The sequence below is a fragment of the Bradyrhizobium stylosanthis genome (assembly GCF_001641335.1).
Taxonomy (GTDB): Bacteria; Pseudomonadota; Alphaproteobacteria; order Rhizobiales; family Xanthobacteraceae; genus Bradyrhizobium; species Bradyrhizobium stylosanthis.
The window spans coordinates 694,897-717,840 of record NZ_LVEM01000002.1 but is presented as its reverse complement, the minus strand read 5'-3'; the positions used below and the strand labels follow the sequence as shown (position 1 = coordinate 717,840).

Annotated in this window: 19 protein-coding genes; 5 read left to right on the top strand and 14 right to left on the bottom strand. The window is 65.5% G+C overall.

What is annotated here, in order from left to right; genetic code table 11:
* Window positions 1-21: 21 nt before the first annotated feature.
* The 4 genes from A7X65_RS15345 to A7X65_RS15330 form a co-directional block, all read right to left on the bottom strand.
* A complete protein-coding gene (locus A7X65_RS15345) occupies window positions 22-918 on the bottom strand; it encodes a TauD/TfdA dioxygenase family protein (protein ID WP_063686135.1) in 897 nt (298 codons plus the stop codon).
* Window positions 919-1,151: 233 nt separating this feature from the next.
* Window positions 1,152-2,435 (bottom strand): flavodoxin-dependent (E)-4-hydroxy-3-methylbut-2-enyl-diphosphate synthase, encoded by a 1,284-nt coding sequence (ispG, locus tag A7X65_RS15340; RefSeq protein WP_063686133.1) that lies wholly within the window; start codon window positions 2,433-2,435, stop codon window positions 1,152-1,154.
* Between the two features lie 12 nt (window positions 2,436-2,447).
* Window positions 2,448-3,401, bottom strand: a complete 954-nt coding sequence (locus A7X65_RS15335) for a DMT family transporter (protein ID WP_063686131.1) — start codon at window positions 3,399-3,401, stop codon at window positions 2,448-2,450.
* Between the two features lie 35 nt (window positions 3,402-3,436).
* Window positions 3,437-3,931, bottom strand: coding sequence for a Fur family transcriptional regulator (locus tag A7X65_RS15330; protein WP_063686129.1), 495 nt, complete (start codon window positions 3,929-3,931; stop codon window positions 3,437-3,439).
* Between the two features lie 157 nt (window positions 3,932-4,088).
* On the opposite strand from A7X65_RS15330, the gene A7X65_RS15325 reads away from it, so the two are divergent.
* The 3 genes from A7X65_RS15325 to A7X65_RS15315 are packed head-to-tail and all read left to right on the top strand — an operon-like array spanning window position 4,089 to window position 7,308.
* Window positions 4,089-4,571, top strand: a complete 483-nt coding sequence (locus tag A7X65_RS15325; protein ID WP_063687711.1) for a MarR family winged helix-turn-helix transcriptional regulator — start codon at window positions 4,089-4,091, stop codon at window positions 4,569-4,571.
* Window positions 4,564-5,727 (top strand): HlyD family secretion protein, encoded by a 1,164-nt coding sequence (locus A7X65_RS15320; protein ID WP_063686127.1) that lies wholly within the window; start codon window positions 4,564-4,566, stop codon window positions 5,725-5,727. Before A7X65_RS15325 ends, A7X65_RS15320 begins: the two co-directional genes overlap by 8 nt.
* A 24-nt stretch (window positions 5,728-5,751) precedes the next feature.
* Entirely contained in the window at window positions 5,752-7,308 is a 1,557-nt protein-coding gene (locus tag A7X65_RS15315) for an MDR family MFS transporter (RefSeq protein WP_063686125.1), read from the top strand.
* Window positions 7,309-7,469: 161 nt separating this feature from the next.
* On the opposite strand, the gene A7X65_RS15310 is transcribed toward A7X65_RS15315, so the two are convergent.
* From A7X65_RS15310 to pcaF, 6 genes are all read right to left on the bottom strand, one after another.
* Window positions 7,470-8,561, bottom strand: a complete 1,092-nt coding sequence (locus tag A7X65_RS15310) for a phosphotransferase (RefSeq protein ID WP_063686123.1) — start codon at window positions 8,559-8,561, stop codon at window positions 7,470-7,472.
* Between the two features lie 48 nt (window positions 8,562-8,609).
* Window positions 8,610-10,298, bottom strand: a complete 1,689-nt coding sequence (locus A7X65_RS15305) for a methyl-accepting chemotaxis protein (protein ID WP_063686121.1) — start codon at window positions 10,296-10,298, stop codon at window positions 8,610-8,612.
* A gap of 231 nt (window positions 10,299-10,529) precedes the next feature.
* On the bottom strand, window positions 10,530-11,120 hold the full coding sequence (pcaG, locus tag A7X65_RS15300) for a protocatechuate 3,4-dioxygenase subunit alpha (RefSeq protein ID WP_063686119.1): 591 nt from the start codon (window positions 11,118-11,120) through the stop codon (window positions 10,530-10,532).
* On the bottom strand, window positions 11,120-11,821 hold the full coding sequence (gene pcaH, locus A7X65_RS15295) for a protocatechuate 3,4-dioxygenase subunit beta (RefSeq protein ID WP_063686117.1): 702 nt from the start codon (window positions 11,819-11,821) through the stop codon (window positions 11,120-11,122). Before pcaH ends, pcaG begins: the two co-directional genes overlap by 1 nt.
* 130 nt (window positions 11,822-11,951) lie before the next feature.
* Entirely contained in the window at window positions 11,952-12,845 is an 894-nt protein-coding gene (locus A7X65_RS15290; protein WP_063686115.1) for a dioxygenase family protein, read from the bottom strand.
* A 180-nt stretch (window positions 12,846-13,025) separates the two neighbouring features.
* Complete coding sequence (gene pcaF, locus A7X65_RS15285; RefSeq protein WP_063686113.1) at window positions 13,026-14,234, bottom strand: 3-oxoadipyl-CoA thiolase; 1,209 nt, start codon at window positions 14,232-14,234, stop codon at window positions 13,026-13,028.
* Window positions 14,235-14,450: 216 nt separating this feature from the next.
* Between pcaF and mutS the strand changes: the two genes are divergently transcribed.
* Together mutS and A7X65_RS40630 are read left to right on the top strand one after the other, a co-directional pair.
* Window positions 14,451-17,189, top strand: coding sequence for a DNA mismatch repair protein MutS (gene mutS / locus A7X65_RS15280; protein WP_063686110.1), 2,739 nt, complete (start codon window positions 14,451-14,453; stop codon window positions 17,187-17,189).
* A gap of 141 nt (window positions 17,190-17,330) precedes the next feature.
* Entirely contained in the window at window positions 17,331-18,350 is a 1,020-nt protein-coding gene (locus A7X65_RS40630) for a hypothetical protein (RefSeq protein ID WP_156527820.1), read from the top strand.
* Between the two features lie 175 nt (window positions 18,351-18,525).
* Here the strand turns inward: A7X65_RS40630 and A7X65_RS15270 are convergent, their stop codons facing one another.
* From A7X65_RS15270 to A7X65_RS15255, 4 genes are all read right to left on the bottom strand, one after another.
* Window positions 18,526-20,202 (bottom strand): methyl-accepting chemotaxis protein, encoded by a 1,677-nt coding sequence (locus tag A7X65_RS15270; RefSeq protein WP_156527819.1) that lies wholly within the window; start codon window positions 20,200-20,202, stop codon window positions 18,526-18,528.
* Window positions 20,203-20,606: 404 nt separating this feature from the next.
* Window positions 20,607-21,416, bottom strand: coding sequence for a hypothetical protein (locus A7X65_RS15265; protein ID WP_063686104.1), 810 nt, complete (start codon window positions 21,414-21,416; stop codon window positions 20,607-20,609).
* Between the two features lie 177 nt (window positions 21,417-21,593).
* Window positions 21,594-22,103: an OsmC family protein gene (locus tag A7X65_RS15260; RefSeq protein ID WP_063686102.1), complete on the bottom strand. Its 510-nt coding sequence runs from the start codon at window positions 22,101-22,103 to the stop codon at window positions 21,594-21,596.
* A gap of 52 nt (window positions 22,104-22,155) precedes the next feature.
* Window positions 22,156-22,941 carry an ABC transporter ATP-binding protein gene (locus tag A7X65_RS15255; protein ID WP_063686100.1) on the bottom strand — a complete coding sequence of 262 codons (786 nt, stop codon included), beginning with the start codon at window positions 22,939-22,941 and terminating at the stop codon, window positions 22,156-22,158.
* Window positions 22,942-22,944: the final 3 nt, after the last annotated feature.

The following is a 22,944-nucleotide window of genomic DNA, read 5'->3' as shown; positions in this document are numbered from 1 at the left end:
TGCGTCCGGGGCACGAGCAAACTAAACCGGCCGCTCCCCCTTCACCGTCACGCGCGTGCCGGAGCGCGTGTGCGGCCAGTAGTCCCACATCGCGCGGTGCTGGGTGCAGCGGTTGTCCCAGAAAGCGATGGCGTTTTCGGTCCAGCGGAAGCGGCACTGGAACAGCGGGTTTTCGGCGTGCTGGTAGAGATAGGCGAGCATCGCGTCGCTCTCGTCGCGGGGGATGCCGTTGATATGGCGGGTGAAGCCGCGATTGACGTAGAGCGCCTTCTTGCCCGTGACCGGATGCGTACGGACGACAGGATGCTCGGCATTCGGATAGGACGGACGATCGGCGACGCCGTAATTCGCATAGAGGCCGCGATAGATCGGCTCGCCGTCATGCAGCGCGGTGAGCCCGTCGAGATAGGCCTTCATGCGGTCCGACAGTGCCTCATAGGCGGCATACATGTTGGCGAACAGCGTGTCGCCGCCGCGCGGCGGGCACTGCTTGATGTAGAGGATCGAACCCATCGGCGGCTCGAGGTCGCAGGAGACGTCGGAGTGCCAGCCCTCGCCATTGGCGCGCGGCGAGTTCTTGTCGGCGTAGATCTTCATCAAGGCCGGGTCTTCATCCTCGTGCGGCGCTGCGGGGTGGAAATGCAATTCGCCGAACTTGCGGCCGAAGGCGAGATGCTGCTTTGGCGTGATGCTCTGGTCGCGGAAGAAGATGACGAGGTTTTCGGCGAGCGCGCGATGGATCTCGTCCATCTGCCGGTTGGAGCGGGCATCGCCGTCGACGAGCGCGCCGAGATCGACGCCGGAGATTTCCGCCCCGATGATGGGAGTGAGCTTTTCGACCGCGATGGTCTCGTAAGGCGCGCCGTCGTCAGTCGTGTGGCGATAGCGCGGACCCTGCTTGCCGGCGAGTGAGCTCATTGGCGTGTCTCCCGATCATTGTTGATTGGGAGGCATCGTAGCGCACGGCGACAGATACGCAATCTGCGCCGCAAACATCGGTGTCGTCCCGGCGAAGGCCGGGACCCATAGCCACAAGATTCAGTTTGGCGAAGATTCGTAACCACCATCCCGCGAAATAACCACGCCCTGTGGTTATGGGTCCCGGCTTTCGCCGGGACGACGACGGAGTGTGGGGCGCGAGCGGAGTGAAATCACTCCGCCGCGGGCGCCGGCACCTTGGCGCCCTGGCCGTAGCGCTGGTCGATGTAGTCGATCACCAGCGCCTTGAAGTCGGCCGAGATGGTCGGGCCGCGCAGCGTGCGGAACTTCTTGCCGTCGACGAACACCGGCGCGGCCGGCGCCTCGCCGGTGCCCGGCAGCGAGATGCCGATATTGGCGTGCTTGGATTCGCCGGGGCCGTTGACGATGCAGCCCATGACCGCGACGTTGAGCTCTTCGACGCCGGGATATTTGGTCTTCCAAGCCGGCATCTCGTCGCGGATGAAATCCTGGATCGAGCGCGCGAGCTCCTGGAACGTGGTCGAGGTGGTGCGGCCGCAGCCGGGACAGGCCGCAACCAGCGGCACGAAGGTGCGGAAGCCCATGGTCTGCAGCAGCTCCTGGCCGACCTGCACCTCGCGGGTGCGGTCACCGCCGGGCTCCGGCGTCAGCGAGATGCGGATGGTGTCGCCGATGCCCTGCTGCAGCAGGATGCCGAGCGCCGCGGACGACGCCACGATGCCCTTCGAGCCCATGCCGGCTTCGGTGAGGCCGAGATGGATGGCGTAATCGGAACGGCTGGCGAGATCCTGATAGACCGCGATGAGGTCCTGCACGGCCGAGACCTTGGCGGAGAGGATGATGCGGTCCTTGGGCATGCCAAGCTCTTCGGCACGTGCGGCCGAGAGCAGCGCGGACTGCACCATGGCCTCGCGCGTCACCGCGCGGACGTCGCGCGGATTCGGCGAAGCGGCGTTCTCGTCCATCAGCTTGGTCAGCAGCTCCTGGTCGAGCGAGCCCCAATTGGCGCCGATGCGGACCGGCTTGCCGTTCTTGTTCGCGATCTCGATGATGTCGGCGAACTGGGTGTCGCGCTTGTCCTTGAAGCCGACATTGCCGGGATTGATGCGGTACTTGGCCAGCGCCTCGGCGCAGGCAGGATAGGCCGCGAGCAGCTTGTGACCGATATAGTGGAAGTCGCCGATCAGCGGCGTGGTGATGCCGCGCTTGGCGAGGCCGTCGCGGATATGCGGGACGGCGGCCGCGGCTTCCTCGCGGTCCACGGTGATGCGGACCATTTCGGAACCGGCGCGCGAGAGCGCTGCGACCTGGGCAATGGTGCCGTCGATGTCGGCGGTGTCGGTGTTGGTCATCGACTGCACGACGATCGGCGCACCGCCGCCGACGGCGACGTCGCCGACCTTGACCTGGGTGGTCCGATGCCGGGGCGCGGGGCCCGCGATGTCTGAATCGAGAGGGTTTTCGAGCTTGTTCATGGCGTCCAAATATCAGGTTTTGGTGACGTTCAGCAATGCATCGCGCGGCGCCGCAGCCGTTTGGCTGGGACGGTTAACCAGAAAAAGCCCAGCAATTACAAGGACCGCGGCGGCCCCGAATGTCAGGCTCAACGTGTCGTGCATGATGAAATAGCTACCCACCACGCCAAACAAAGGGGTGATGAAGGTAAAAGCCGACAATTTGCTGGCCGAATAGGCCTTCACCAGCGCGAACCAAAGCGTGAACGTGGTTCCAACCACCCAGATCGCCTGGAACGCCATCAGGCCGATCGAGAGCGGCGCCGGGGTGTGGGTGATGGTTTCGCCGAACAGCCAGGCCGCCAGCCCCAGGATCGGGATCGAGGTCGCGACCTGATAGCCCAGCGCCTTCTCCGGCGCGGCGAAGCGCAGCCGCGTGCCCTTGGCGACCAGCGTGGTGGCCGCCCACAGGCCGGCGCCGCCGACGATCAGGAGATCGCCGAGCAGCACATGCGAATCGACATTGGGCTGCGGCACGCCGATCGCGAGCGCGACACCGGCGAAGCTGACGGCGAGACCCAGCCATTGCGAGGCGCCGAGCCGCTCGCCGAGCACTTGATAGGAGCCGAGCGCGACGAAGAACGGCGCGGTGTAGAGGAACACCACGGCGCGTGAGGCGGAGGTGAGGCGCAGGCCCTGGAAGATCAGCACGAACTCGATGCCGAACATCAGCCCGGCGATCAGGCCCGCCTTCCAGGTGCCGTCACGCTCGAAGAATTTCACGCCGCGCAGGGTGCCGATGATGAACAGCACCGGCAGCGCGCCCATCGAGCGGATCATCGCCTGCAGCATCGGCGGGATGTCCGGCAGCACCAGCTTCACCGCGATCTGGTTGAATCCCCAGGTCAGGCACAGCATGAGCATCAGGGCGACGGCGCCGGCGCTGAGAGGACGGCTGGCGGAGGTAATGGCTTGAGGTGCGGACATTTCTTCCTGGGATCCGGCTTTGCGCCGTTGTTGCTTCAAGATTTTTTCTGACAATGGGTGCAGACGCCCGTGATCTCCACCACGGACAGTTTGGGCGCGAAGCCTGAGCTGCGCGCGGCGGCATTGAGATTGCTGGCAAAGGACCCCGACGGGATCTCGCCGACGAGGCCACAGCGCTCGCAGATCAGGAACGCCACCGCCGAGGTGGCGTCGTGGTCATGGGCGGCACAAGCGAGATAGGCGTTGCGGCTTTCGATGCGGTGCACGAGGCCGTTGGCCATCAGGAAATCGAGGGCACGATAGACCGTGATCGGCGCCGGCCGCGCCATCGATTTTGCCAGCTCGTCGATCACCTCATAGGCCCCGAGCGGGCGGTGGCTGGAGAGCAAGGCCCCCAGCACCTGGCGGCGGATCGGCGTGAATTTCTGCGCGCGCTGCTCGCAAACCGCTTCCGCATGCGCCAGCGCGTCCGCAGTACAGCGGCCGTGATCATGGTCAGGCGCGGGAAAGGCCGGCTTTGCGAGGGTCATGTGGCCCGCTTTCTAGCATTTCGTCGGGGGAACCCAAAGCGCGACCGGCCGCGCGGCTGCCAGCCATGCTCATGCCGCGGGACAGCACCGCAATAACCCGGTGTGAAATAATCATAAGCTTGCTTATTATATCCCAAGCTTATTGGAGACGAAGCTCATGACCCGCGGGTCGGTCGACCACAATTTCCTGTTCACGCTCGGCGAGCTCTACCGCCTGCTGCGGGTCTATGCCGACAAGGAGGCCTCGCGCTTCGGCATCACCCGCGCGCAATGGGCGGTGCTGGCCAAGGTGGAGCGCAGCGAGGGCATGAAGCAGTCGGAACTCGCCGAGCTGCTCGAAGTGCAGCCGATCACGCTGACGCGCCTGATCGACAAGCTCTGCGACAATGACTGGATCGAGCGCCGCAACGACGCGTCCGACCGCCGCGTCAAGCGGCTCTATCTCAAGAAGGCGGGGCGGCAGCTGCTCGGCCGCATGAGCGGCCTGAAGTCGGAGCTCACGGCCAACGCGCTCGACGGCATCAGTCCGGCGGACGCCCACCGTCTCCTCACTCAACTCGAAGCAATCAAGGAAAACGTGCGCGGCGCGATCCAGACATCGGGCGCGGAACAAGCACGTAAGGAGCAGCGCTATGGCTGATCAGGTTCTCAAGTTCCCGCCCGAGCAGAAGAGCGACAGCGGCAAGCCGACCAAGAAGGCCGGCACCGATCCGCGCCGCCGCTTCGTGGCCGGCCTGCGCCGCCATCGCCGTTTCCTGCTGATGGTCGTGCTGCCCGTCATCGTCGCCGTCGGCGGCCTCACCTTCTATCTGAACGGCGGCCGCTATGTCGGCACCGACGACGCGTATGTCGGCGCGCAGAAGGTGCTGGTGACGCCCGACATCTCCGGCAAGATCCAGAAGGTCCTCGTGAAGGAAGGCCAGGTCGTCAAGCAGGGCGACGAGCTGTTCGAGATCGACCCCGCTCCGTTCCGCCATGCGGTGGATGAGGCCAAGGCGCAGCTCGCCCAGGCGCGCACGACCTACGACAACCTCATCGCCAACATCAAGATCTATGGCGACATGCTGAACCTCGCCCAGCAGGGCGTCGACCTCAAGCAGCGCGACGTCGAGCGCAAGCAGGCGCTGGTGAAGAACAATTACGGCTCCCAGCTCGATCTCGACAACGCCGCCAACGCACTGGTGACCGCCGGCGCGCAGACCCAGTTCGTCAAGCAGCAGCTGTCCAACGCAAAGACGCAATTGCTCGGCGATACCAATTTGCCGCTCGAGCAGTTTCCTCCTTACGCGCAGGCCAAGGCAAAGCTCGACGACGCCCAGCGCAATCTCGATCACACCGTGCTGCGCGCGCCGATGGACGGCGTCGCGACGCAGGTCGAGCAGATCCAGCTCGGGCGCTTCGTCACCGCCGGCATGGCCGTGTTCTCCATCGTCGACATCGCCCATCCCTGGGTGGACGCCAATCCGAAGGAGAGCGACCTCACCTATGTCACCGAAGGTCAGCCTGTTACCCTCGAGGTCGACGCGTTCCCGAACCACGTCTTCAAGGGCAAGATCGGCTCGCTCTCGCCCGGCACCGGCTCGCAGTTCGCGATCCTGCCGCCGCAGAACGCCACCGGCAATTTCGTCAAGGTGGTGCAGCGCGTGCCCGTCCGGATCTATTTCGACGAGACCGACAAATACGTGCGCAAGCTGAAGGCCGGCATGAGCGTCTATGCGACCATCGACACCGGCCACAAGCGCTCGCTCGCCAGCCTGCTCGGCCTGTCGGCCACTGCGGGCCAGGACAAAGAGTAAGGTTCAAGGACGAGGACTGACGCGATGTCCGGCCCCAATGCCAGCCTGATGGTCCCCGGCCTGCGCCGGAACATGGTGACGATCTGCGCCATGACCGCGACCATCATGCAGGCGTTGGACACCACCATCGCCAACGTCGCTCTGCCCTACATGCAGGGCTCGCTGTCGGCCTCGCAGGACCAGATCAACTGGGTGCTGACCTCCTACATCGTCGCCGCCGCGATCATGACGGCGCCGGTGGGGTGGATCGCCAACCGCTTCGGCCGCAAGCGCATCTTCATCATCTGCTCGGCCGGCTTCACGGTCGCCTCGGTGCTGTGCGGCCTCGCGCAGGACATCAACCAGATGGTGCTGTTCCGCCTGCTGCAGGGCGTGTTCGGCGCCGCGCTGGTGCCGCTGTCGCAAGCGGTGATGCTCGACTATTACACGCTGCAGGAACGCGCCACGGCGATGTCGATCTGGGGCATGGGCGTGATGATGGGCCCGATCATGGGCCCCTCGCTCGGCGCATGGCTGACCGAGACCTATTCCTGGCACTGGGTGTTCTTCGTCAACCTGCCGTTCGGCGCGATCACCGTGCTCGGGCTCGCCGTCTTCATGGACGAGACCGACAAGAATCTCAGTCTGAAATTCGACTGGTTCGGCTTTGCCGCGCTGGCGGTCGGGATCGGCGCGCTCCAGCTCGCGCTCGACCGCGGCGAGCAGCTCGACTGGTTCGAATCGGTCGAGATCGTCACCGAGTTCATCGTCTCGGGCATCGCCTTCTACTATTTCTTCGCCCACTCGTTCACGACCTCGCGCCCCTTCATCCAGTTCGCGCTGTTCAAGGACCGCAACTTCCTCACCGGCTGCATCTTCATGACGGTGATGGGCCTCGTGCTGTACTCGACCATGGCGCTGGCCTCGCCTTACCTGCAGAACGTCATCGGCTATCCCATCATGACCGCCGGCGGCCTGCTCGCGAGCCGCGGCTTCGGCACCTTCTTCGCGATGATGATGGTCGGCCGCATCATGCGCTACATCGAGGCGCGCACGCTGATCATCTGCGGCCTGACGCTGACCGCGGCCTCGCTGTTCCAGATGACCGGCTGGACCGACCAGACCCAGGTGCCGGAGATCGTCATCGTCAGCGTGATCCAGGGTTTCGGCTTCGGCCTCGTCTTCGTGCCGCTCTCGACGGTGTCGTTCCTGACGCTGCCCAATCACCTGCGCACCGACGGCACCTCGATGCTGACGCTGCTGCGCAACGTCGCAAGCTCCGTCGGCATCTCCATCGTCATCGCCGAGCTGACGCAGGGTACGCGCAAGACCTACGCGATCCTGTCCGAGCACATCAACCCGTTCAACCACGCCCTGCAGATGCCCGACGTGCGCGGCCTCATCAATCTCTCGACCGATGCCGGCCGCGCCATGGCCGACAGGATGGTCAGCGTGCAGGCGCAGATCATCGCCTTCGCGCACGACTATCAGGTCATCATGTTCTTCATCCTCTGCACCATCCCGCTGGCGCTGATGATCGGCTCCACCAAGGCGACGCTGCGCAAGCAGGCCGCGGGGCCGGAACATGCGGTGATGGAGTAGCGCGTCGGTCTCGTGCCCCGGACGCAGCGCAGCACCCCCGGCGATGCGAAGCATCGTCCGGTGTGATGCGCTGCTGAGCCGGGGCCTATATCCGCGGCACGATGGGTCCCGGTTCTGCGGCGCACCGCTACGCGCTGCACCGCGCCCGGGACAAGAGCCCCCTACAGCAACTCCTCACACCCCAGATCCTCGACGGCCATCATCACCCGCTCCAGATTGTTCCACCAGATCAGCGGCGGGATGTTGATGCTCCACTGCCAGACCGGCTTGGTGATGTGCCAGAGCACCGAGCGGCGATAATCCTGGTCGAGCGTGCCGCGCGAATAGCCGCTGACGCCATGCGCGATCAGCGTCTCGTGATAGCGGTTGAGCAGGAGGCGTTCGAGGGCCTGCCGGCGCTCGGGATACCACTGCACCGCCATCATGTAGGCGAGATCGCCGGTCGGCACGTTGATGCGCCAGTGGTCGAAGTCGAAGATGCGCACGCTGTCGTTGACGCCGGCGCGCGGCAGCATGAAATTCCAGATATGGGCGTCGCCATGGGTAATGGAGAGATGCCGGCGCGAGTGATAGCGCTGCAACAGCCGGTCCGATTGCTCGATGAAGCGGCGGTAGAGAATGCGCCGCTCCTCGCTGAGCCGATCGCCGAGAAGGTCTGCAAACCGATCGTAATGGGCGGCGAAGGTCTCCACCAGTTTTGCGGAATCCTCGGCACTCGTCCAGCTTCCGACGGTTTCGCCGAGATCGGGATGGTCCCACCAGGCCGCATGCCAGCGCGCGAGCGTCGTGACGATCGCCATCGCCTGATCGCGCGAGGGGGGCAGCGGCCATTGCGTCGCAATCTCGTGGCTGTCGGTGAGATCTTCGAGCAGCAGATGCCAGACAAGACTCTCCTCGTCGAAATGCCCGTCGAAACATCGCGGCACCAGGCCGGGCGGCATCGCCGCCGCGAGCTGGGTGTAGAAGGCCACTTCGTGCCGTCCGCTATGCGCCAGCGACTTGGCGAAGGATTGATGTGCCGTCTTCAGGATCAGCGATTGCGGAGCGCCGGCGGATTCGCCGACATAGCGCAGGCCGAGCCTGACGATGTGTGAGACGAGGGTGTCACGCTCATCCAGCACCTTCACCTCGCGCACCGCACCGGCGTCCAGCACGCCGCCCCGGCGCAGCGCCGCCGTCAACCGGGCGGGCTCAACGACTTCAGGCAGTTGTGGAGGTGTCATGAAATTCACGATGCCCCTGTCCCGCGCCATACTGCACGATCACGACCCCGGGCACCAGCAGCGGGCCTGATGCGGGACCTACGCGGCCGCGGTCGAGTCCCGCACGGTCCGGACCACGACCGACCGCAACTGCTCGAGATTGGCCGCCATCCCCGCGATGGCCTGCTTGACCTCCGCGGCGCGCTCGTTCACGGACGTGGCGTCGCGGCTGACATTGCCGATCTTGGCCGACACGTCCTTTGCGGCGGACGCCGATTCCGAGATCGATCGCGCGATCTCGCGCGTCGCCGCGTCCTGCTCTTCCATCGCGGCCGCAACCGAGGTCGCAACGCCGTCGATCTCGACGATGTGGCCTCCCATGGTTTCCACGGCATCCACCGCGGCCTGCGTCGAGGCCTGGATCTCGGCGATCAGGCGCGCGATTTCCTCGGTGGACTTGGCGGTCTGGTCGGACAGCGATTTCACCTCGGATGCGACCACGGCGAAGCCGCGGCCGGCCTCGCCGGCGCGTGCCGCCTCGATCGTGGCGTTGAGCGCCAGAAGGTTGGTCTGGCCGGCAATGCCGCCGATGAGGTCGGACACCTCGGCGATCTTCTTCACCGATCCGGCCAGCGCCTGGATGGTCGAACGTGCCTGCTCGCGGCCGGCAACGGCCGACTTGGTAACGGTCGAAGTGCGCGCGACCTGGGTCGCGATCTCCCGGATCGAGGCGCTCAGCTCCTCGGCGGCCGCCGAAACGGTCTGCGAGCTGCCCAGCGCCTGCGTCGAGGCCGCAGCCACCGCCTGTGATTCCGTGGACAGCGAGCGGGCGATCTCGGACAGGCTGGAGGCGACCCGTTCCACGCCCTGGCTCGCGGCGCTCGCGGTATCGACCGAACGGCCGGTTTCGCGCTCGACCGTCTCGGCCATCTGGTGCAGGGCGGAGCGCTTGGCGCGTGCGGCGTCCTCCTCGTTCTGCAATTGCTCCTCGCGCAGCCGCGAATTCTCGATCGCCCCCCGTTTGAACACCTCGAGGGCGCCGGCCATCGAGCCGACCTCGTCCTGCCGATGCGCGAACGGAATCTCGGCGGCGAGATCCCCGGTCGCGAGCTTCTGCATCGTGCCGGTCATGCGCACGATCGGGCGCACCACGCCGAGAGCGACGCCGAGCAGCCCGGCGGCGATGAAGGCGAGAACCGCGGCGGAGACGCCGAGCAGGATATAGAGGATCGAGCTGTCGCGGTCCGCGGCCAGCTTCTCCATGGCGGCATTCTGCTTGTTGGCGTTCTCGACGATGCTGTCGATCACGGCGCGATGCGCGGTGTAGGCGTCCTTGAGCTGCGCATAGGCGCGCTCGGCGGCGGCCGTGTCCTTGGCCTTGAGGGCCGGCAGGAGCTGGTCGGACGCCTTCCAGAATTTCTGCACCTCGGCATCGGATTTCAACACCAGGGCCGTCTTCAGGTCGGCGGACAGGCTGGAGCCGACCCAGAAAGCCTTGCGCTCGTCGTAGTCCTTGCGGAGCTGGACCAGCCGCTCGCCATGGGCCGCCAGCTGATCCGGCTCGCGCATGGCGAGCGTGGCTTCGAGATAGGCCTCGATGACATATTCAGGCGGCGGCAGGATGTCGGCGATGAGGTCGTTGCCGAGCTTGATGTCGGAATAGAGCTGACCGCCGACCTTGAGCTCGCGGAGCGCATAGAGACTGGTGGAGACGACCGCGGTGAAGCCAATGGCGAGCACGACCCCGAACGCAACGATCGCGGAAGACAACGACAAGCGAATTTTCATGAAGCAATCCGGGCACGAATCAAAATCCGCACCGAGCCTAGACTGCTACGGTAAATACGGACTTTCCTCGCGGGGAAGTTGCCGAAGAAAAGCTCCGCATAACTACGGGAAAGAGACGCCGGTCAATCGGTTTTGGGTCAGCGAGACTGACGCTCAATTGTGCAGCCCGGCTGCGGTTGCGCTGATTGAGAAGCGCGTGACGACGACCCGGCGTCGCCGCCACGCATCGTCTCAGACGTCGAAGAACACCGTCTCGTCGTCGCCCTGGAGGCGCAGGTCGAGCCGGTAGACCGGCTTGCCGGCCTCGCGCACCGCGGTGATCGTGGCACGACGCTCACCAGGCACCAGCGACAGCACCGGGTCGGCGGCGTTGCCGGCCTCGTCGCTGAAATAGATCCGGGTGTAGAGGTGCCGCAGCATGCCGCGGCCGAACACGGCGAGGACGATGTGCGGCGCCTGCGGCTTGCCGTCGGGGTCGGGCACCACGCCCGGCTTGATGGTGTCGAAGGAATAATTGCCGTCCTTGTCGGTGCCGCAACGGGCAAAGCCGCGGAAGCTGGCATTCGGCAGCGCGCGCTTGTCCTGCGGATCGGCGAAGCGTCCCTGTGCGTCCGCCTGCCAGATCTCCAGCATGCAATCCGGCACGACGGCGCCGTCGCCGTCGAACACGCGGCCCTCGATACGGATGCGATCGCCCGTGACATCGGGCGTCAGCGTCGAATTGGTGAACGCGTCGTTCCAGGCATAGTCGCCGGTCGGCGTCAGACCGTATTTGAAGAACGGACCGACGGTCTGCGATGGGGTGATACCGTTGTCCTGCACTAGTGATTCTCCATGGGGGTAGCGTTCTTGCCGCGCAGCACGATGTCGAAGCGGTAGCACAGCGCCCATTCGGGCTGGGTATTCTCGAGGTCGAACGACGAGACCATCCGCGCCCGCGCCTTCTCGTCCGGCACCGAGTTGAAGATCGGATCGAACGGAAACAGCGGGTCGTTCGGGAAATACATCTGCGTCACCAGGCGCGTGACGAAGGAATGGCCGAACACCGACAGATGGATATGCGCCGGACGCCAGGCGTTGTGATGGTTGCCCCATGGATAGGCGCCGGGCTTGATGGTGACGAAGCGGTAATAGCCGGAGGCATCGCTCACGGTGCGGCCCGCGCCGGTGAAATTCGGATCGAGCGGCGCCGGATGCTGGTCGCGGACGTGGACGTAGCGGCCGCAGGAATTGGCCTGCCAGATCTCGACCAGTGAGTTCGGCACGCCGCGGCCGTCCTCGTCGCGCACATGGCCGTGCACGATGATGCGCTCGCCGATCGGCTCGCCGGCATGCATGGTCGTGAGGTCGGCATCGCCTTCGCGCACCGTCTCGTGGCCGTAGACCGGACCGGTCAATTCCGAGAGCGTGTGGCGCATCGGGATCAAGGGCTTGTTCGGCGCACGCTTGATCGAGCTCTTGTACTCGGGCGACAGCGGCAGCGGATGCGCCTTGTTGCTGTCAGTGGGATAGATGAACGTCATTGGCGAACTCCTCCCCGGCCATGTTTTAGTCCGGCCGGTCGACATTTCCGCCAATCATTATAGGACATAACTAATTTGGGGAAGCGGGTTTAGCGGCGTTCCTGCGCCCGGCAGCGGGCCTATGCGCGCCCTATTTGATCGGCGGACGCGGCAGCACGGCTTCCCCAGCCTCGAGCCGGTAGGTGTGATCCAGCGAATACCAGGGAGCCGTGACATCGCGCGCGGTCGGATGCGGCGTATCGTGCCGCTGGAACTCGCCGATCAGCGCCTGCGTTACCCCGAACTGCACGTCGCTGTCGATGTGGGGATCGCCGGGATCGTAGACCTGCGAGATCAGCGTCTTGAATCCGGGCTTGAAGATCAGGGCATGCAGATGCGCGGGCCGGTAGGGGTGCCGGCTCTGCGCCTCGAGTAGCCGCCCAACCACGCCATCGGTCGGGATGGGATAGCCGACCATCATCACCGAGCGGAAGGCGAAGCGTCCGTCCTGGTCGGTGGTGAACTTGCCGCGCAGGTTCATGTCGGCCTGCTCGGGATCCTGGTTCTCGTAGAGACCGACCGGGGAGGCGTGCCAGACATCGACCTCGGCACCAGCGACGGGACGGCCGTCCCTATCGACGACGCGGCCGCTGACGAACAGCGGCGCGCCCGGCGTCTGCGAGCGTACGATCGATCCGCCATTCGCGACCCGCGGCGAGTTCAATCGCCAGAACGGTCCGAGCAGCGACTGATCGGTCTCGGTATTGCCGTTGTCGCCATTGTTGAGCAGGCACACCAGCGGGGAGACACCGAGCGAGCCCGCCATCAGCACGACCTCGTTATGCGTGTCGGTCGTCAGCTTGCCGAGTTCCGCGATCACAGCGGTGGCGTCGCGAAACTCCTTCTCGGTCAGGCGCACGTCGCGCACGAAGCCGTGGAGGTGCTTGACCAGCGAGATCATGATCTGGCGCAGCCGCGGATCGGACGTCCGCTCCATCACCGCCAGGGCCGCGGTCGTGACGTCCTGCTCGCGCTCGATGATCATGCTCGTCTCCCAGCCGTCCGCGGGCTCTTCACCTCGCCCCGCTTGCGGGGAGAGGTCGGAATTTGCGACAGCAAATTCCGGGTGAGGGGGCACAGGTCCCACGGCCATCTCACCTGCGGAGAGAGGCCCCTCACCCCACCCCTCTCCCCGTAAGAACGGGGAGAGGGAGAGGAGAGAGTCTTAGTTCAGCTTCTCGATCGCAACCGCGACACCCTGGCCGACGCCGACGCACATGGTGGCGAGCGCGAGCTTGCCGCCGCGCTTCTCCATGCCGTGGACCGCGGTGAGCGCGAGGCGCGCGCCGCTCATGCCGAGGGGATGGCCGAGCGCGATGGCGCCGCCATGCGGATTGACGTAGTCGGCGTCGTCGGCGACGCCGAGCTGACGCATGCAGGCGATGCCCTGCGAAGCGAAGGCTTCGTTCAGCTCGATCAGGTCGAAATCGCTGATCTTCTTGCCGAGACGCTCCATCAGCTTGCGGGTCGCCGGCACCGGACCGATGCCCATGATGCGCGGCGGCACGCCGGCCGAGGCGAGGCCGAGGATGCGCGCGCGGGGCGTGAGGCCGAACTTCTTCACCGCGGTTTCGGACGCGAGGATCATCGCGGCAGCGCCATCATTGACGCCGGAGGCGTTGCCGGCGGTGACGGTGCCGGGATTGCGCACGATCGGCTTCAACTTGGCGAGGCCTTCCAGCGTGGTCTCGGGGCGCGGATGCTCGTCCTTGTCGATGGTGATCGGACCGGCCTTGCCGCCGGGAATGGTGATCGGGGTGATCTCCTCGGCGAAATAGCCGGCAGCAATCGCCTTACCCGCGCGCTGCTGCGAGCGGATGGCGAAGGCGTCCTGGTCGGCGCGCGAGACCTGGAATTCCTCGGCGACGTTCTCGCCGGTCTCTGGCATCGCATCGACGCCGTACTGCGCCTTGAGCAGCGGATTGATGAAGCGCCAGCCGATAGTGGTGTCGAAAATCTCCGCGGAACGCGAGAAGGCTTCCTGCGCCTTGCCCATCACGAAGGGCGCGCGGGTCATGGATTCGACGCCACCGGCAATGGCCAGCTCGATCTCGCCGGAGCGGATGGCCCGGCCGGCCGCGCCGACCGCATCGAGGCCGGAGGCACAGAGCCGGTTCAGGGTCTGGCCGGGAACCGAGTCAGGAAGGCCCGCCAGCAGCAGCGCCATGCGCGCGACGTTGCGGTTGTCTTCGCCGGCCTGGTTGGCGCATCCGAAGAACACTTCGTCCACCTGCGCCCAGTCGAGATTGGGGTGTTTTGCCATCAGCGCCTTGATCGGCGCGGCGGCCAGATCGTCGGCGCGCACCTTGGCGAGCGAGCCGCCGAAACGGCCGATCGGGGTCCGCACGGCATCGCAGATAAAGACGTCACGCATCGCTGTTCTCCCTGAATGCCGCGATCCGGCCAGAATTCTTCAATGTCCGCGGAGTTTTAGGAGGGCGCCCGCGGCAGGTCAATTGACGGTTTCGCGTGCGATTTGCAGGGGCCTGCCGTCCGCAGCGCATGCCGCGGTGCGGACAACGTGGAAAACCTCTCCTGCCCGGCCAAACCGATAGGAGCAGGAGGCGAAATTTTGTAGGTTGCGCCGCTCATGACGATGCAACAGCCGATACCCGTCCCGCCCCCCGACGAAACGCCCGCGCCGCAGCCGGAAGCCGCCGCGCGCGTCACGCCGATGATGGAACAGTACCTCGAGATCAAGGCGGCACATCAGGGCCTGCTGCTGTTCTACCGGATGGGCGACTTCTACGAGCTGTTCTTCGAGGACGCCGAGATCGCCTCCAGGACGCTCGGCATCGTCCTGACCAAGCGCGGCAAGCATCAGGGCGCCGACATCCCGATGTGCGGCGTGCCGGTCGAACGCTCCGAGGATTATCTGCACCGCCTGATCTCTGCCGGCCACCGGGTCGCGGTCTGCGAACAGACCGAGGATCCTGCGGCTGCGAAAGCGCGCGGCAACAAGAGCGTGGTGCGCCGCGGCGTGGTGCGGCTCGTCACGCCGGGCACGCTGACCGAGGACACGCTGCTCGATGCGCGTGCCAACAATTATCTGCTGGCGATCGCGCGCGCCCGCTCCTCTGCGGGCGGCGACCGCTTCGGCCTTGCCTGGATCGACATTTCGACCGCCGAATTCATGGTGACCGAATGCTCCGGCGGCGAGCTCGCCGCGACGCTGGCGCGCATCAATCCGAACGAGGCGATCGTCACCGACGCGCTCTTTGGCGATAACGAGCTCGGCCAGACCCTGCGCGAGCTGCCGGCGGTGACGCCGCTGACCCGCGACGTCTTCGACGGCGCCACCGCCGAGAAGCGCCTCTGCGACTATTTTGCCGTTGCGACCATGGACGGTCTGGCTCAGCTCACGCGGCTAGAGGCCACCGCCGCGGCTGCCGCCGTCACCTATGTCGACCGCACCCAGGTCGGCAAGCATCCGCCGCTGTCGCCGCCCGCGCGCGAAGCTTCCGGCGCGACCATGGCGATCGACCCGGCGACGCGCGCCAATCTCGAGCTGACGCGAACGCTCGCCGGCGAGCGCCGCGGCTCGCTGCTCGACGCCATCGACTGCACCGTGACCTCGGCGGGCTCGCGTCTGCTCGCGCAGCGCCTCGCCGCGCCGCTGACCGATGCGCCGGCTATCGCGCGGCGGCTCGACGCGGTCAGCACCTTCGTTGCGGATTCCGCGACGCGCGAAGATGTCCGCAGCATCCTGCGCGGCGCGCCCGACATGTCGCGCGCGCTGGCCCGTCTCTCGGTCGGCCGCGGCGGACCGCGCGACCTCGCGGGTCTGCGCGACGGCATCATGGCCGCCGACCAGGTGCTGGCGCGGCTTGGCGAGATCGACCAGCCGGCGCAGGAGATCGCGGCGGTGATGGCGGCGCTGCGGCGTCCGTCGCGCGAGCTTGCAGCCGAATTTGCCGGTGCGCTCGACGAGCAATTGCCGCTGATCAAGCGCGACGGCGGCTTCGTACGCCAGGGTTACGAGCCTGCGCTGGACGAAACACGAAACCTGCGCGACGCCTCGCGACTGGTGGTCGCCTCGATGCAGGCGCGCTACGCCGACGACACCGGCGTCAAGGGTCTCAAGATCCGGCACAACAACGTGCTCGGCTATTTCGTGGAGGTCACCGCGCAGCACGGCGACAAGCTGATGTCGGCGCCGCTGAACGCGACCTTCATCCACCGCCAGACACTGGCCGGCCAGGTGCGCTTCACCACCTCCGAACTCGGCGAGATCGAGGCCAAGATCGCCAATGCCGGCGACCGTGCGCTCGGCCTTGAGCTCGAGATCTTCGAGAAGCTCTGCGCCAAGGCGCTCGAGATCAGCGACGATCTGCGCGCCGCGGCGCAAGGCTTTGCGCTGCTCGATGTCGCCACGTCGCTGGCAAGGCTCGCCGTCGACGAGAACTATGTGCGGCCCGAGGTCGATGGCTCCCTCGCCTTCGCGATCGAAGCGGGCCGCCATCCCGTGGTCGAGCAGGCGCTGAAGCGCAATGGCGAGCCGTTCATCGCCAATGCCTGCGATCTGTCGCCAGGCCCGGCGCAAAAATCCGGCCAGCTCTGGCTGCTCACCGGTCCGAACATGGCGGGTAAGTCGACCTTCCTGCGCCAGAACGCGCTCATTGCGCTGCTGGCTCAAATCGGCAGCTTCGTGCCGGCCACGCGCGCGCGGATCGGCATCATCGACCGCCTGTTCTCTCGCGTCGGCGCCGCCGACGATCTCGCCCGCGGCCGCTCCACCTTCATGGTGGAGATGGTCGAGACCGCTGCGATCCTCAACCAGGCCGGCGAGCGCGCGCTGGTGATCCTGGACGAGATCGGCCGCGGCACCGCGACCTTCGACGGCCTCTCGATCGCCTGGGCCGCGATCGAGCATCTGCACGAGAGCAACCGCTGCCGCACCCTGTTCGCAACGCATTATCACGAACTGACCGCGCTCTCGGCCAAACTGCCGCGCCTGTTCAACGCCACGGTGCGCGTGAAGGAATGGCAGGGCAATGTCGTGTTCCTGCACGAGGTGCTGCCGGGCTCGGCCGACCGCTCCTACGGCATCCAGGTGGCGAAGCTCGCCGGCCTGCCGCCCGCGGTGATCACGCGCGCGAAATCCGTGCTCTCCAAGCTGGAAGCGCAGGACCGCGGCCAGACCGCGCGAGCCCTGGTGGACGATCTGCCGCTGTTCGCGGTCCCCTCCCGCGCTGCCGCGGAAGCGGCGCCGCCGAGCGAGGCCGAGCTGCTGATGGAAGCCGTGAAGGCACTGCACCCCGACGAGATGTCCCCGCGCGATGCACTCGATGCGCTCTATGCGTTGAAGGCCAAGCTGCCGAAGCAGTGACGAGACGGGCCGCCGGCCCTTTCAACAACCAGAGAATGCTGCCATGCTGAGGGCATGTCATCGTACTCACTGCCTGTGTTGTTGCCATCACTTTCGGCCAAGCTTGCTTCTCTGGCGAGACGGACGGCGACCAACCAGGAGTTGGACGACATCCTGAGCGAACTCGCTGCTCTACCGGCCCATCTTGTCGTTCGGGCCAGCCGGGAGATTGCGGCCGGTGCGGGTCTCGGCTGGTGGCAGTTCGACAGAAGGCCGCGCGAAGTTCTCCGCGCACATTGGGCACGCCTCTTTCTCCTTCGGATCAAAGAGCGGGTCTGGCCAAAACCTGTTTCTCCTCCCGCTCCATCCGACCACGAACGACTTGCCGCGAATGCGAATCTCGCTTGGCTTTTTCTGTTTCACCCCAGCGGATATCTTCGGGCGGCAGCGCTCCATCGCGTCAACGCTGCTCCCACCTCGCCATTTTTTCTTGCCGCGCTGGCGTTGCGGCTCAACGATTGGGTTCCTCAGGTTCGAGAGGCCGCACAGCTTTGCGCCGAACGCGAATTGCCTCTCGTCGATGCCCATGTAGCCGCGGCCGCGGCGCCGTATCTTCTTGGCCGCCGGATCGCGTGGAACCGCTGGACGCACGAACAGGACACCCTCGACCAGGTATTTGCGCGGAAGGATGTACTGGAGGCACTGGCTGCGCAGCTACGGACCGGAACCACAGGACCGCTGGCTGCCTGCTTGCGCCACGCGATGCGATTTGCCGCTATCGATGGGCATTTGATCGAACTGGCACGGCAAGCCCGAGAACCATCAGTACGCGCTCTTGCGTACCGATGTCTGATCTCCGGCCGAGCCGACTGGGTCGTCGGCTTCGAATGGACGTGGATCGACAAGGTCTACTTCCAGCGACGACAAGTTCCCAAGCTCGAAACAAGATTGATCGCGCGAGTTCACAAAGCTGCAGACCTCGTCAAGGAGGCCGCGCGCGACAGATCAGCGATCGTGCGGAAGATCGCCGCCGACGCCTTGATCGCTAAACAATGTCAATTGCCGGACCGGGAAAGTTTCGTTGCACAGCTGATGAATGACAGGAGCGCGGCCGTCCGCTCGCGGGCCGACTACCTGCTTCGCCACCCGCCATCGGTGGATGCTCTGGCTGACAAGCCATGATGCGGGCCCGAATGCCGGCTGTGGGCTGAGGAACAAGCTGCCGAAGCAGTGAATGGTACCGTAGGGTGGGCAAAGCGTAGCGTGCCCACGTCTTGCGCGTTGATCGAGGGAAAGACGTGGGCACGGCGCGCGAAGAACGCGCCTTTGCCCACCCTACGTTTCCCGCGTGCTTGGCTTACGCCCGCGCCGCGATCGCCGCGGCTTCCGCGGCGGCGCGCTGCATGCTGGTCGACATCTCGTTGGTGACCGTGCTCTGCTCCTCGACGGCGGCCGCCGTCGACGTCACGTATTCGCTGACATTGCTGATCGCCTGCTTGATCGAGCCGAGCGCGTTGACGACGTCGGCGGAGATGCCGTTGAGGCTGCCGATCTCCTGGCCGATCTTGTCGGTCGCCTGCTTGGCCTGGTTGGCGAGGCTTTTCACCTCGGAGGCGACCACCGCGAAGCCGCGGCCGGCCTCGCCGGCGCGGGCGGATTCGATCGTGGCATTGAGCGCGAGCAGGTTGATCTGCCCGGTGATGCTGTTGATCATCTCGACGATGCCGGTCATCGCCTGCGCGGCCTCGGTGAGGCGCTGGGCCTGCGCGTCGGCGGAGGCGACCTGCTCGACCGCGCCCATCGCGGTCTCGCGCGATTTGGTCATCGCCTCGGAAATCTCCCGCACCGAGGCGTTGAGTTCCTCGGAGCCGGCCGCGACCGATTCCATCATGCCGCGAACGCGCTCGTTGCCCATGCGGACCAGCACCTGGCGCGTGGTGTCGGTGGCGTATTTCACCACCTTGAACGGCTTGCCGTTGAGATCGAGGATCGGGTTGTAGGAGGCCTGGATATAGACCTCCCTGCCGCCCTTGCCGATGCGCTTGTATTCGGCCGCCTGGTACTGGCCGCGGCCGAGCGCAGCCCAGAACTCGCGATAGGCCGCGCCGTCGCGCTCGCCGGGCTCGACGAACATGCTGTGATGCTTGCCCTGGATCTCGGCGAGCGAATAGCCGAGCGTCGCAAGGAAGTTCGGATTGGCGGTGATGATCGTGCCGTCCATGTTGAACTCGATCACGGCCTGCGCCTTGTCGATCGCCGAGATCTGACCGGAGAGATTGGCGTTCTTCAGCTTTTCGGCGGTCACGTCGGTTGCGTATTTGACGACGCCGAACGGCTTGCCGTTCTCGTCGAGCAGCGGATTGTAGGAGGCGAGGATCCAGACCTCGCGGCCGCCCTTGCCAAGACGCTTGAACTCGCCGGCCTGGTATTCGCCGCGGTTGAGCCTGGCCCAGAACTCGCGATAGGCCGCGCTGTCGCGCTCGGCCTGCTCCACGAACAGACTGTGATGCCTGCCCTCGATCTCGGCGAGCGAATAGCCCAGCGCCCTGCAGAAATTCTCGTTGGCGGCGACGACCGTGCCGTCGAGCTTGAACTCGATCACGGCCTGGGCGCGGCTGCTGGCGGCGATCTTCGAGGCGTCCGTCATGCTTCGGATCTTCTTCTCGGTGATGTCGGTCGCAATTTTGGCGACCATCACCGCCTTGCCCTCGCCGTCGAGCACCGGATTGTAGGATGCTTCGATCCAGACCTCGCGGCCGCCCTTCGCAATCCGCTTGAACTCGCGCGCCTGATACTCGCCTCGGTTCAGCGCGGCCCAGAACGCCTTGTACTCGGCGTTGTCGCGCTGGTCGGCCGGCATGAACATGGAGTGATGCTTGCCCTGGATTTCGTCGAGCCGATAGCCGAGGGCATCAAGAAAATTCTTGTTGGCCGTGATGATCGTCCCATCGAGTTTGAATTCGATCATCGCCTGCGAACGGCCGATGGCGGCGAGCTGCGCTTCCGCATTACCATGGGACTTGCGACCGAACATCAAACAATCTCCATCTCGAAATGCCGCCGATGGGGGAACGCACCCGTCGGAACAGGGGAAAGGAACTGAGCGGCAGCGTCGCCATACTCAATCAGCGGCTTCCGCGGGCCGTTCACTTGAAAATGAGCCGCGCCGATTTGCGCGGACGGAATCAGAAGCGGGTGTGCGATCCGATTCGTACGTGAAAAGCTCGAACAAAGTTCTAATAGAAATGTCGGAATCCGGCGGCCGGTGGATCACCCCGTCCGGACGATCAACAACAGCGCAAAAACCGGGAAAAAATAGCAATTTTTGAAATGATACTTCTCATTCAACGGCTTGCGCAGAGACCGCGTGAATCCATCGGCATGGATTGAGCTGGCATAATGGATTCTCGCGACGCCATGTCGCGCGCGACCGTAGTCTCACGGCTCTTTTCGTACCCGATGCATCGCACGCCGGCCGCGCCACCACAGCGTCAGATTCCAGGTGACGCAGGTGCAGAGCGCAAGCGTCAAACCGGCGGCCGAGCCGAACTGCACAACGGCGACGTGCATCACGGCGATGGCCATGCCGAATCCGAGCAGGCCCCAGGCGGAATTGGCGAGCACGGCGGCGGTCGGCGGACCGCCGATGCGCGGGTGCAGGATGATCATCATGCTGGTGAACACGATCGGGTAGAGCGCGATCAAGCCGGAGACACGCGGACCGACCCAGCCCGAGGTCGACACGACGATCGCAACCAGCGTTGCCACCAGCGCCGCGCGGAACGGAATGTCATACCAGCGGCGCGTCACCAGCGGCATTTTCACATGACGATACTTGGCCAGCAGCGGGATGCAGATGCCGAAGGCGACCGCGTTGACGGCGAGCCCGGCGGCAAGGGTCCAGTCGAACAATCGGATGATCGAGGCCAGCACGATCCAGACCCCGACCGCGCTGGCGACACTGACGGCGAAGCTCTGCCGCTGCGCCAGCACGACATAGACGAGGCCCATGACGATCGTCGCCGCATTCACCGGCAGGCTCGCCAATGCGCCCTGCGCGATGAAGGACGCGTCATGGTCGATGGCGAGGAAGACGTAGGAGGGACCGGCCGACACCGGCAGGGTCGCGACCAATGCGCCGATCACCGGCCCCGCGCGTTCGGTGATGACCGACGCCGACACCACGAACGCCGCCGCGATCGCCATGCGCAGGAGCAGGAAGAGGATGAAGTGAAGGTCGAGGGACATTTTTGGCTTCTTACCCTCCCCTGGAGGGGGAGGGTCGGCTCATATGGAGCGCAGCGAGATATGAGGCGGGGTGGGGTGACAGTCTCTCGACGGAAACGGCGCCCGAGCGGAGAGATCACCCCACCCCGCTCGCGCTACGCGCGATCGACCCTCCCCCTCTAGGGGAGGGTCACAGAGTCACATCCGCTGCATCGACACCGAAACCTTCGGGCCGTTCTTGATGGTCTGGTAGACCACGCAATAACGCTCGGTGAGTTTCAGCAGGAGATCGAGCTTGTCCTGTGGCGCGGGCGTATCCACCTCGAAGCGGAGGCGGATCTCGGCAAAGCCGACCGGGGTCTCCTTGTCGACGCCGAGCGTGCCGCGGAAATCGAGGTCGCCCTCGGCGTAGACGTTGCCGGTCTTGAGCGGCACCTCGATTGCGGTCGCGACCGATTTCAGCGTGACGCCGGCGCAGGCGACCAGCGCCTCGAGCAGCATGTCGCCGGAGCAGAGCTCGAGGCCGGAGCCGCCGGTGGCGGGATGGAGGCCCGCCATCGCGATGGCGCGGCCGGTCTCGACCTTGCAGGCGATGCCTTCGCTGTCGGTGGAACCCTTGGCCTTCAGCGTGATCATCGCGGTCTTGGGATCGGTCTTGTAGCGTTCCTTGATCGGGGCCTGCATCTGGCGCAGTTCGGCGGCGTCCATTGTTCTCTCCCGGAAAAATTGCTCCCCGATGTACCGGCTCGGGGAGAAATTGTCACCACCACATGGCCTGACCGGGACCCTGGGTTGCGTCACGGTCGGGGACGTTGCGGTCGAGCGAACGGTCGAGTGACGTCAGCACACTTCGCTTGAAATTCTCGAACAGCGGCGAATTGCGGTCGCGCGGACGTCCCAGATTGATCTCGATCTGGTCGAACAGCCGGCCCGGCCGCGGCCGCATCACCAGCACGCGATCGGCCAGCACCACGGCTTCGTCGACGTCATGCGTGACGAGGATCAAGGTCGGACGCGTGTCGGCCCAGAGATCGAGCAGATGATCCTGCAGGTCGCGGCGGGTGAAGGCATCCAGCGCTGAGAACGGCTCGTCGAGCAGCAGCACTTCGGGCTGCGGCACCAGCGCGCGTGCGATCGCAACGCGCTGCGCCTGTCCGCCGGAGAGCTCGCGCGGCCAGGCCTGCGCCTTGTCAGAAAGGCCGACGCGGGCGAGCGAACGCGCTACCTTGTCGCGCCGCTCGGCGGCCGGCAGATCGGCAAGTCCAAAACCGATATTGTCGGCGACACTAAGCCAGGGCAGCAGCCGCGGCTCCTGGAAGATAATGCCGATCTTGGCATGTGGCGAGGCGATCGCCTCGCTATCGAGCGTCACGGTGCCCGCGCTCGCGCGATCGAGGCCGGCGATGGCGCGCAGCAATGTCGACTTGCCGCAGCCGGAGCCGCCGATGATGGCGATGATCTCGCCCTGCCTGATCTCGGCGGAGACGCGCGCCAGCGCCTGAACGCCATTGGGATAGGTCTTGCTGACCCGGTCGAGCGCCAGCATCGC

Excerpts from the sequence above, each read along its gene's own strand:
- pcaF (WP_063686113.1), bottom strand. The coding sequence starts at position 14,234 with ATGCGTGACGTCTTTATCTGCGATGCCGTGCGGACCCCGATCGGCCGT.
- A7X65_RS15310 (WP_063686123.1), bottom strand. The coding sequence starts at position 8,561 with ATGGCGCGGGACAGGGGCATCGTGAATTTCATGACACCTCCACAACTG.
- A7X65_RS15325 (WP_063687711.1), top strand. The coding sequence starts at position 4,089 with ATGACCCGCGGGTCGGTCGACCACAATTTCCTGTTCACGCTCGGCGAG.
- pcaH (WP_063686117.1), bottom strand. The coding sequence starts at position 11,821 with ATGACGTTCATCTATCCCACTGACAGCAACAAGGCGCATCCGCTGCCG.
- A7X65_RS15260 (WP_063686102.1), bottom strand. The coding sequence starts at position 22,103 with ATGGACGCCGCCGAACTGCGCCAGATGCAGGCCCCGATCAAGGAACGC.
- A7X65_RS15315 (WP_063686125.1), top strand. The coding sequence starts at position 5,752 with ATGTCCGGCCCCAATGCCAGCCTGATGGTCCCCGGCCTGCGCCGGAAC.
- A7X65_RS15335 (WP_063686131.1), bottom strand. The coding sequence starts at position 3,401 with ATGTCCGCACCTCAAGCCATTACCTCCGCCAGCCGTCCTCTCAGCGCC.
- mutS (WP_063686110.1), top strand. The coding sequence starts at position 14,451 with ATGACGATGCAACAGCCGATACCCGTCCCGCCCCCCGACGAAACGCCC.
- A7X65_RS15270 (WP_156527819.1), bottom strand. The coding sequence starts at position 20,202 with ATGTTCGGTCGCAAGTCCCATGGTAATGCGGAAGCGCAGCTCGCCGCC.
- ispG (WP_063686133.1), bottom strand. The coding sequence starts at position 2,435 with ATGAACAAGCTCGAAAACCCTCTCGATTCAGACATCGCGGGCCCCGCG.
- A7X65_RS15330 (WP_063686129.1), bottom strand. The coding sequence starts at position 3,931 with ATGACCCTCGCAAAGCCGGCCTTTCCCGCGCCTGACCATGATCACGGC.
- A7X65_RS15305 (WP_063686121.1), bottom strand. The coding sequence starts at position 10,298 with ATGAAAATTCGCTTGTCGTTGTCTTCCGCGATCGTTGCGTTCGGGGTC.
- A7X65_RS15290 (WP_063686115.1), bottom strand. The coding sequence starts at position 12,845 with ATGATCATCGAGCGCGAGCAGGACGTCACGACCGCGGCCCTGGCGGTG.
- A7X65_RS15345 (WP_063686135.1), bottom strand. The coding sequence starts at position 918 with ATGAGCTCACTCGCCGGCAAGCAGGGTCCGCGCTATCGCCACACGACT.
- A7X65_RS15320 (WP_063686127.1), top strand. The coding sequence starts at position 4,564 with ATGGCTGATCAGGTTCTCAAGTTCCCGCCCGAGCAGAAGAGCGACAGC.
- A7X65_RS15255 (WP_063686100.1), bottom strand. The coding sequence starts at position 22,941 with ATGCTGGCGCTCGACCGGGTCAGCAAGACCTATCCCAATGGCGTTCAG.
- A7X65_RS15265 (WP_063686104.1), bottom strand. The coding sequence starts at position 21,416 with ATGTCCCTCGACCTTCACTTCATCCTCTTCCTGCTCCTGCGCATGGCG.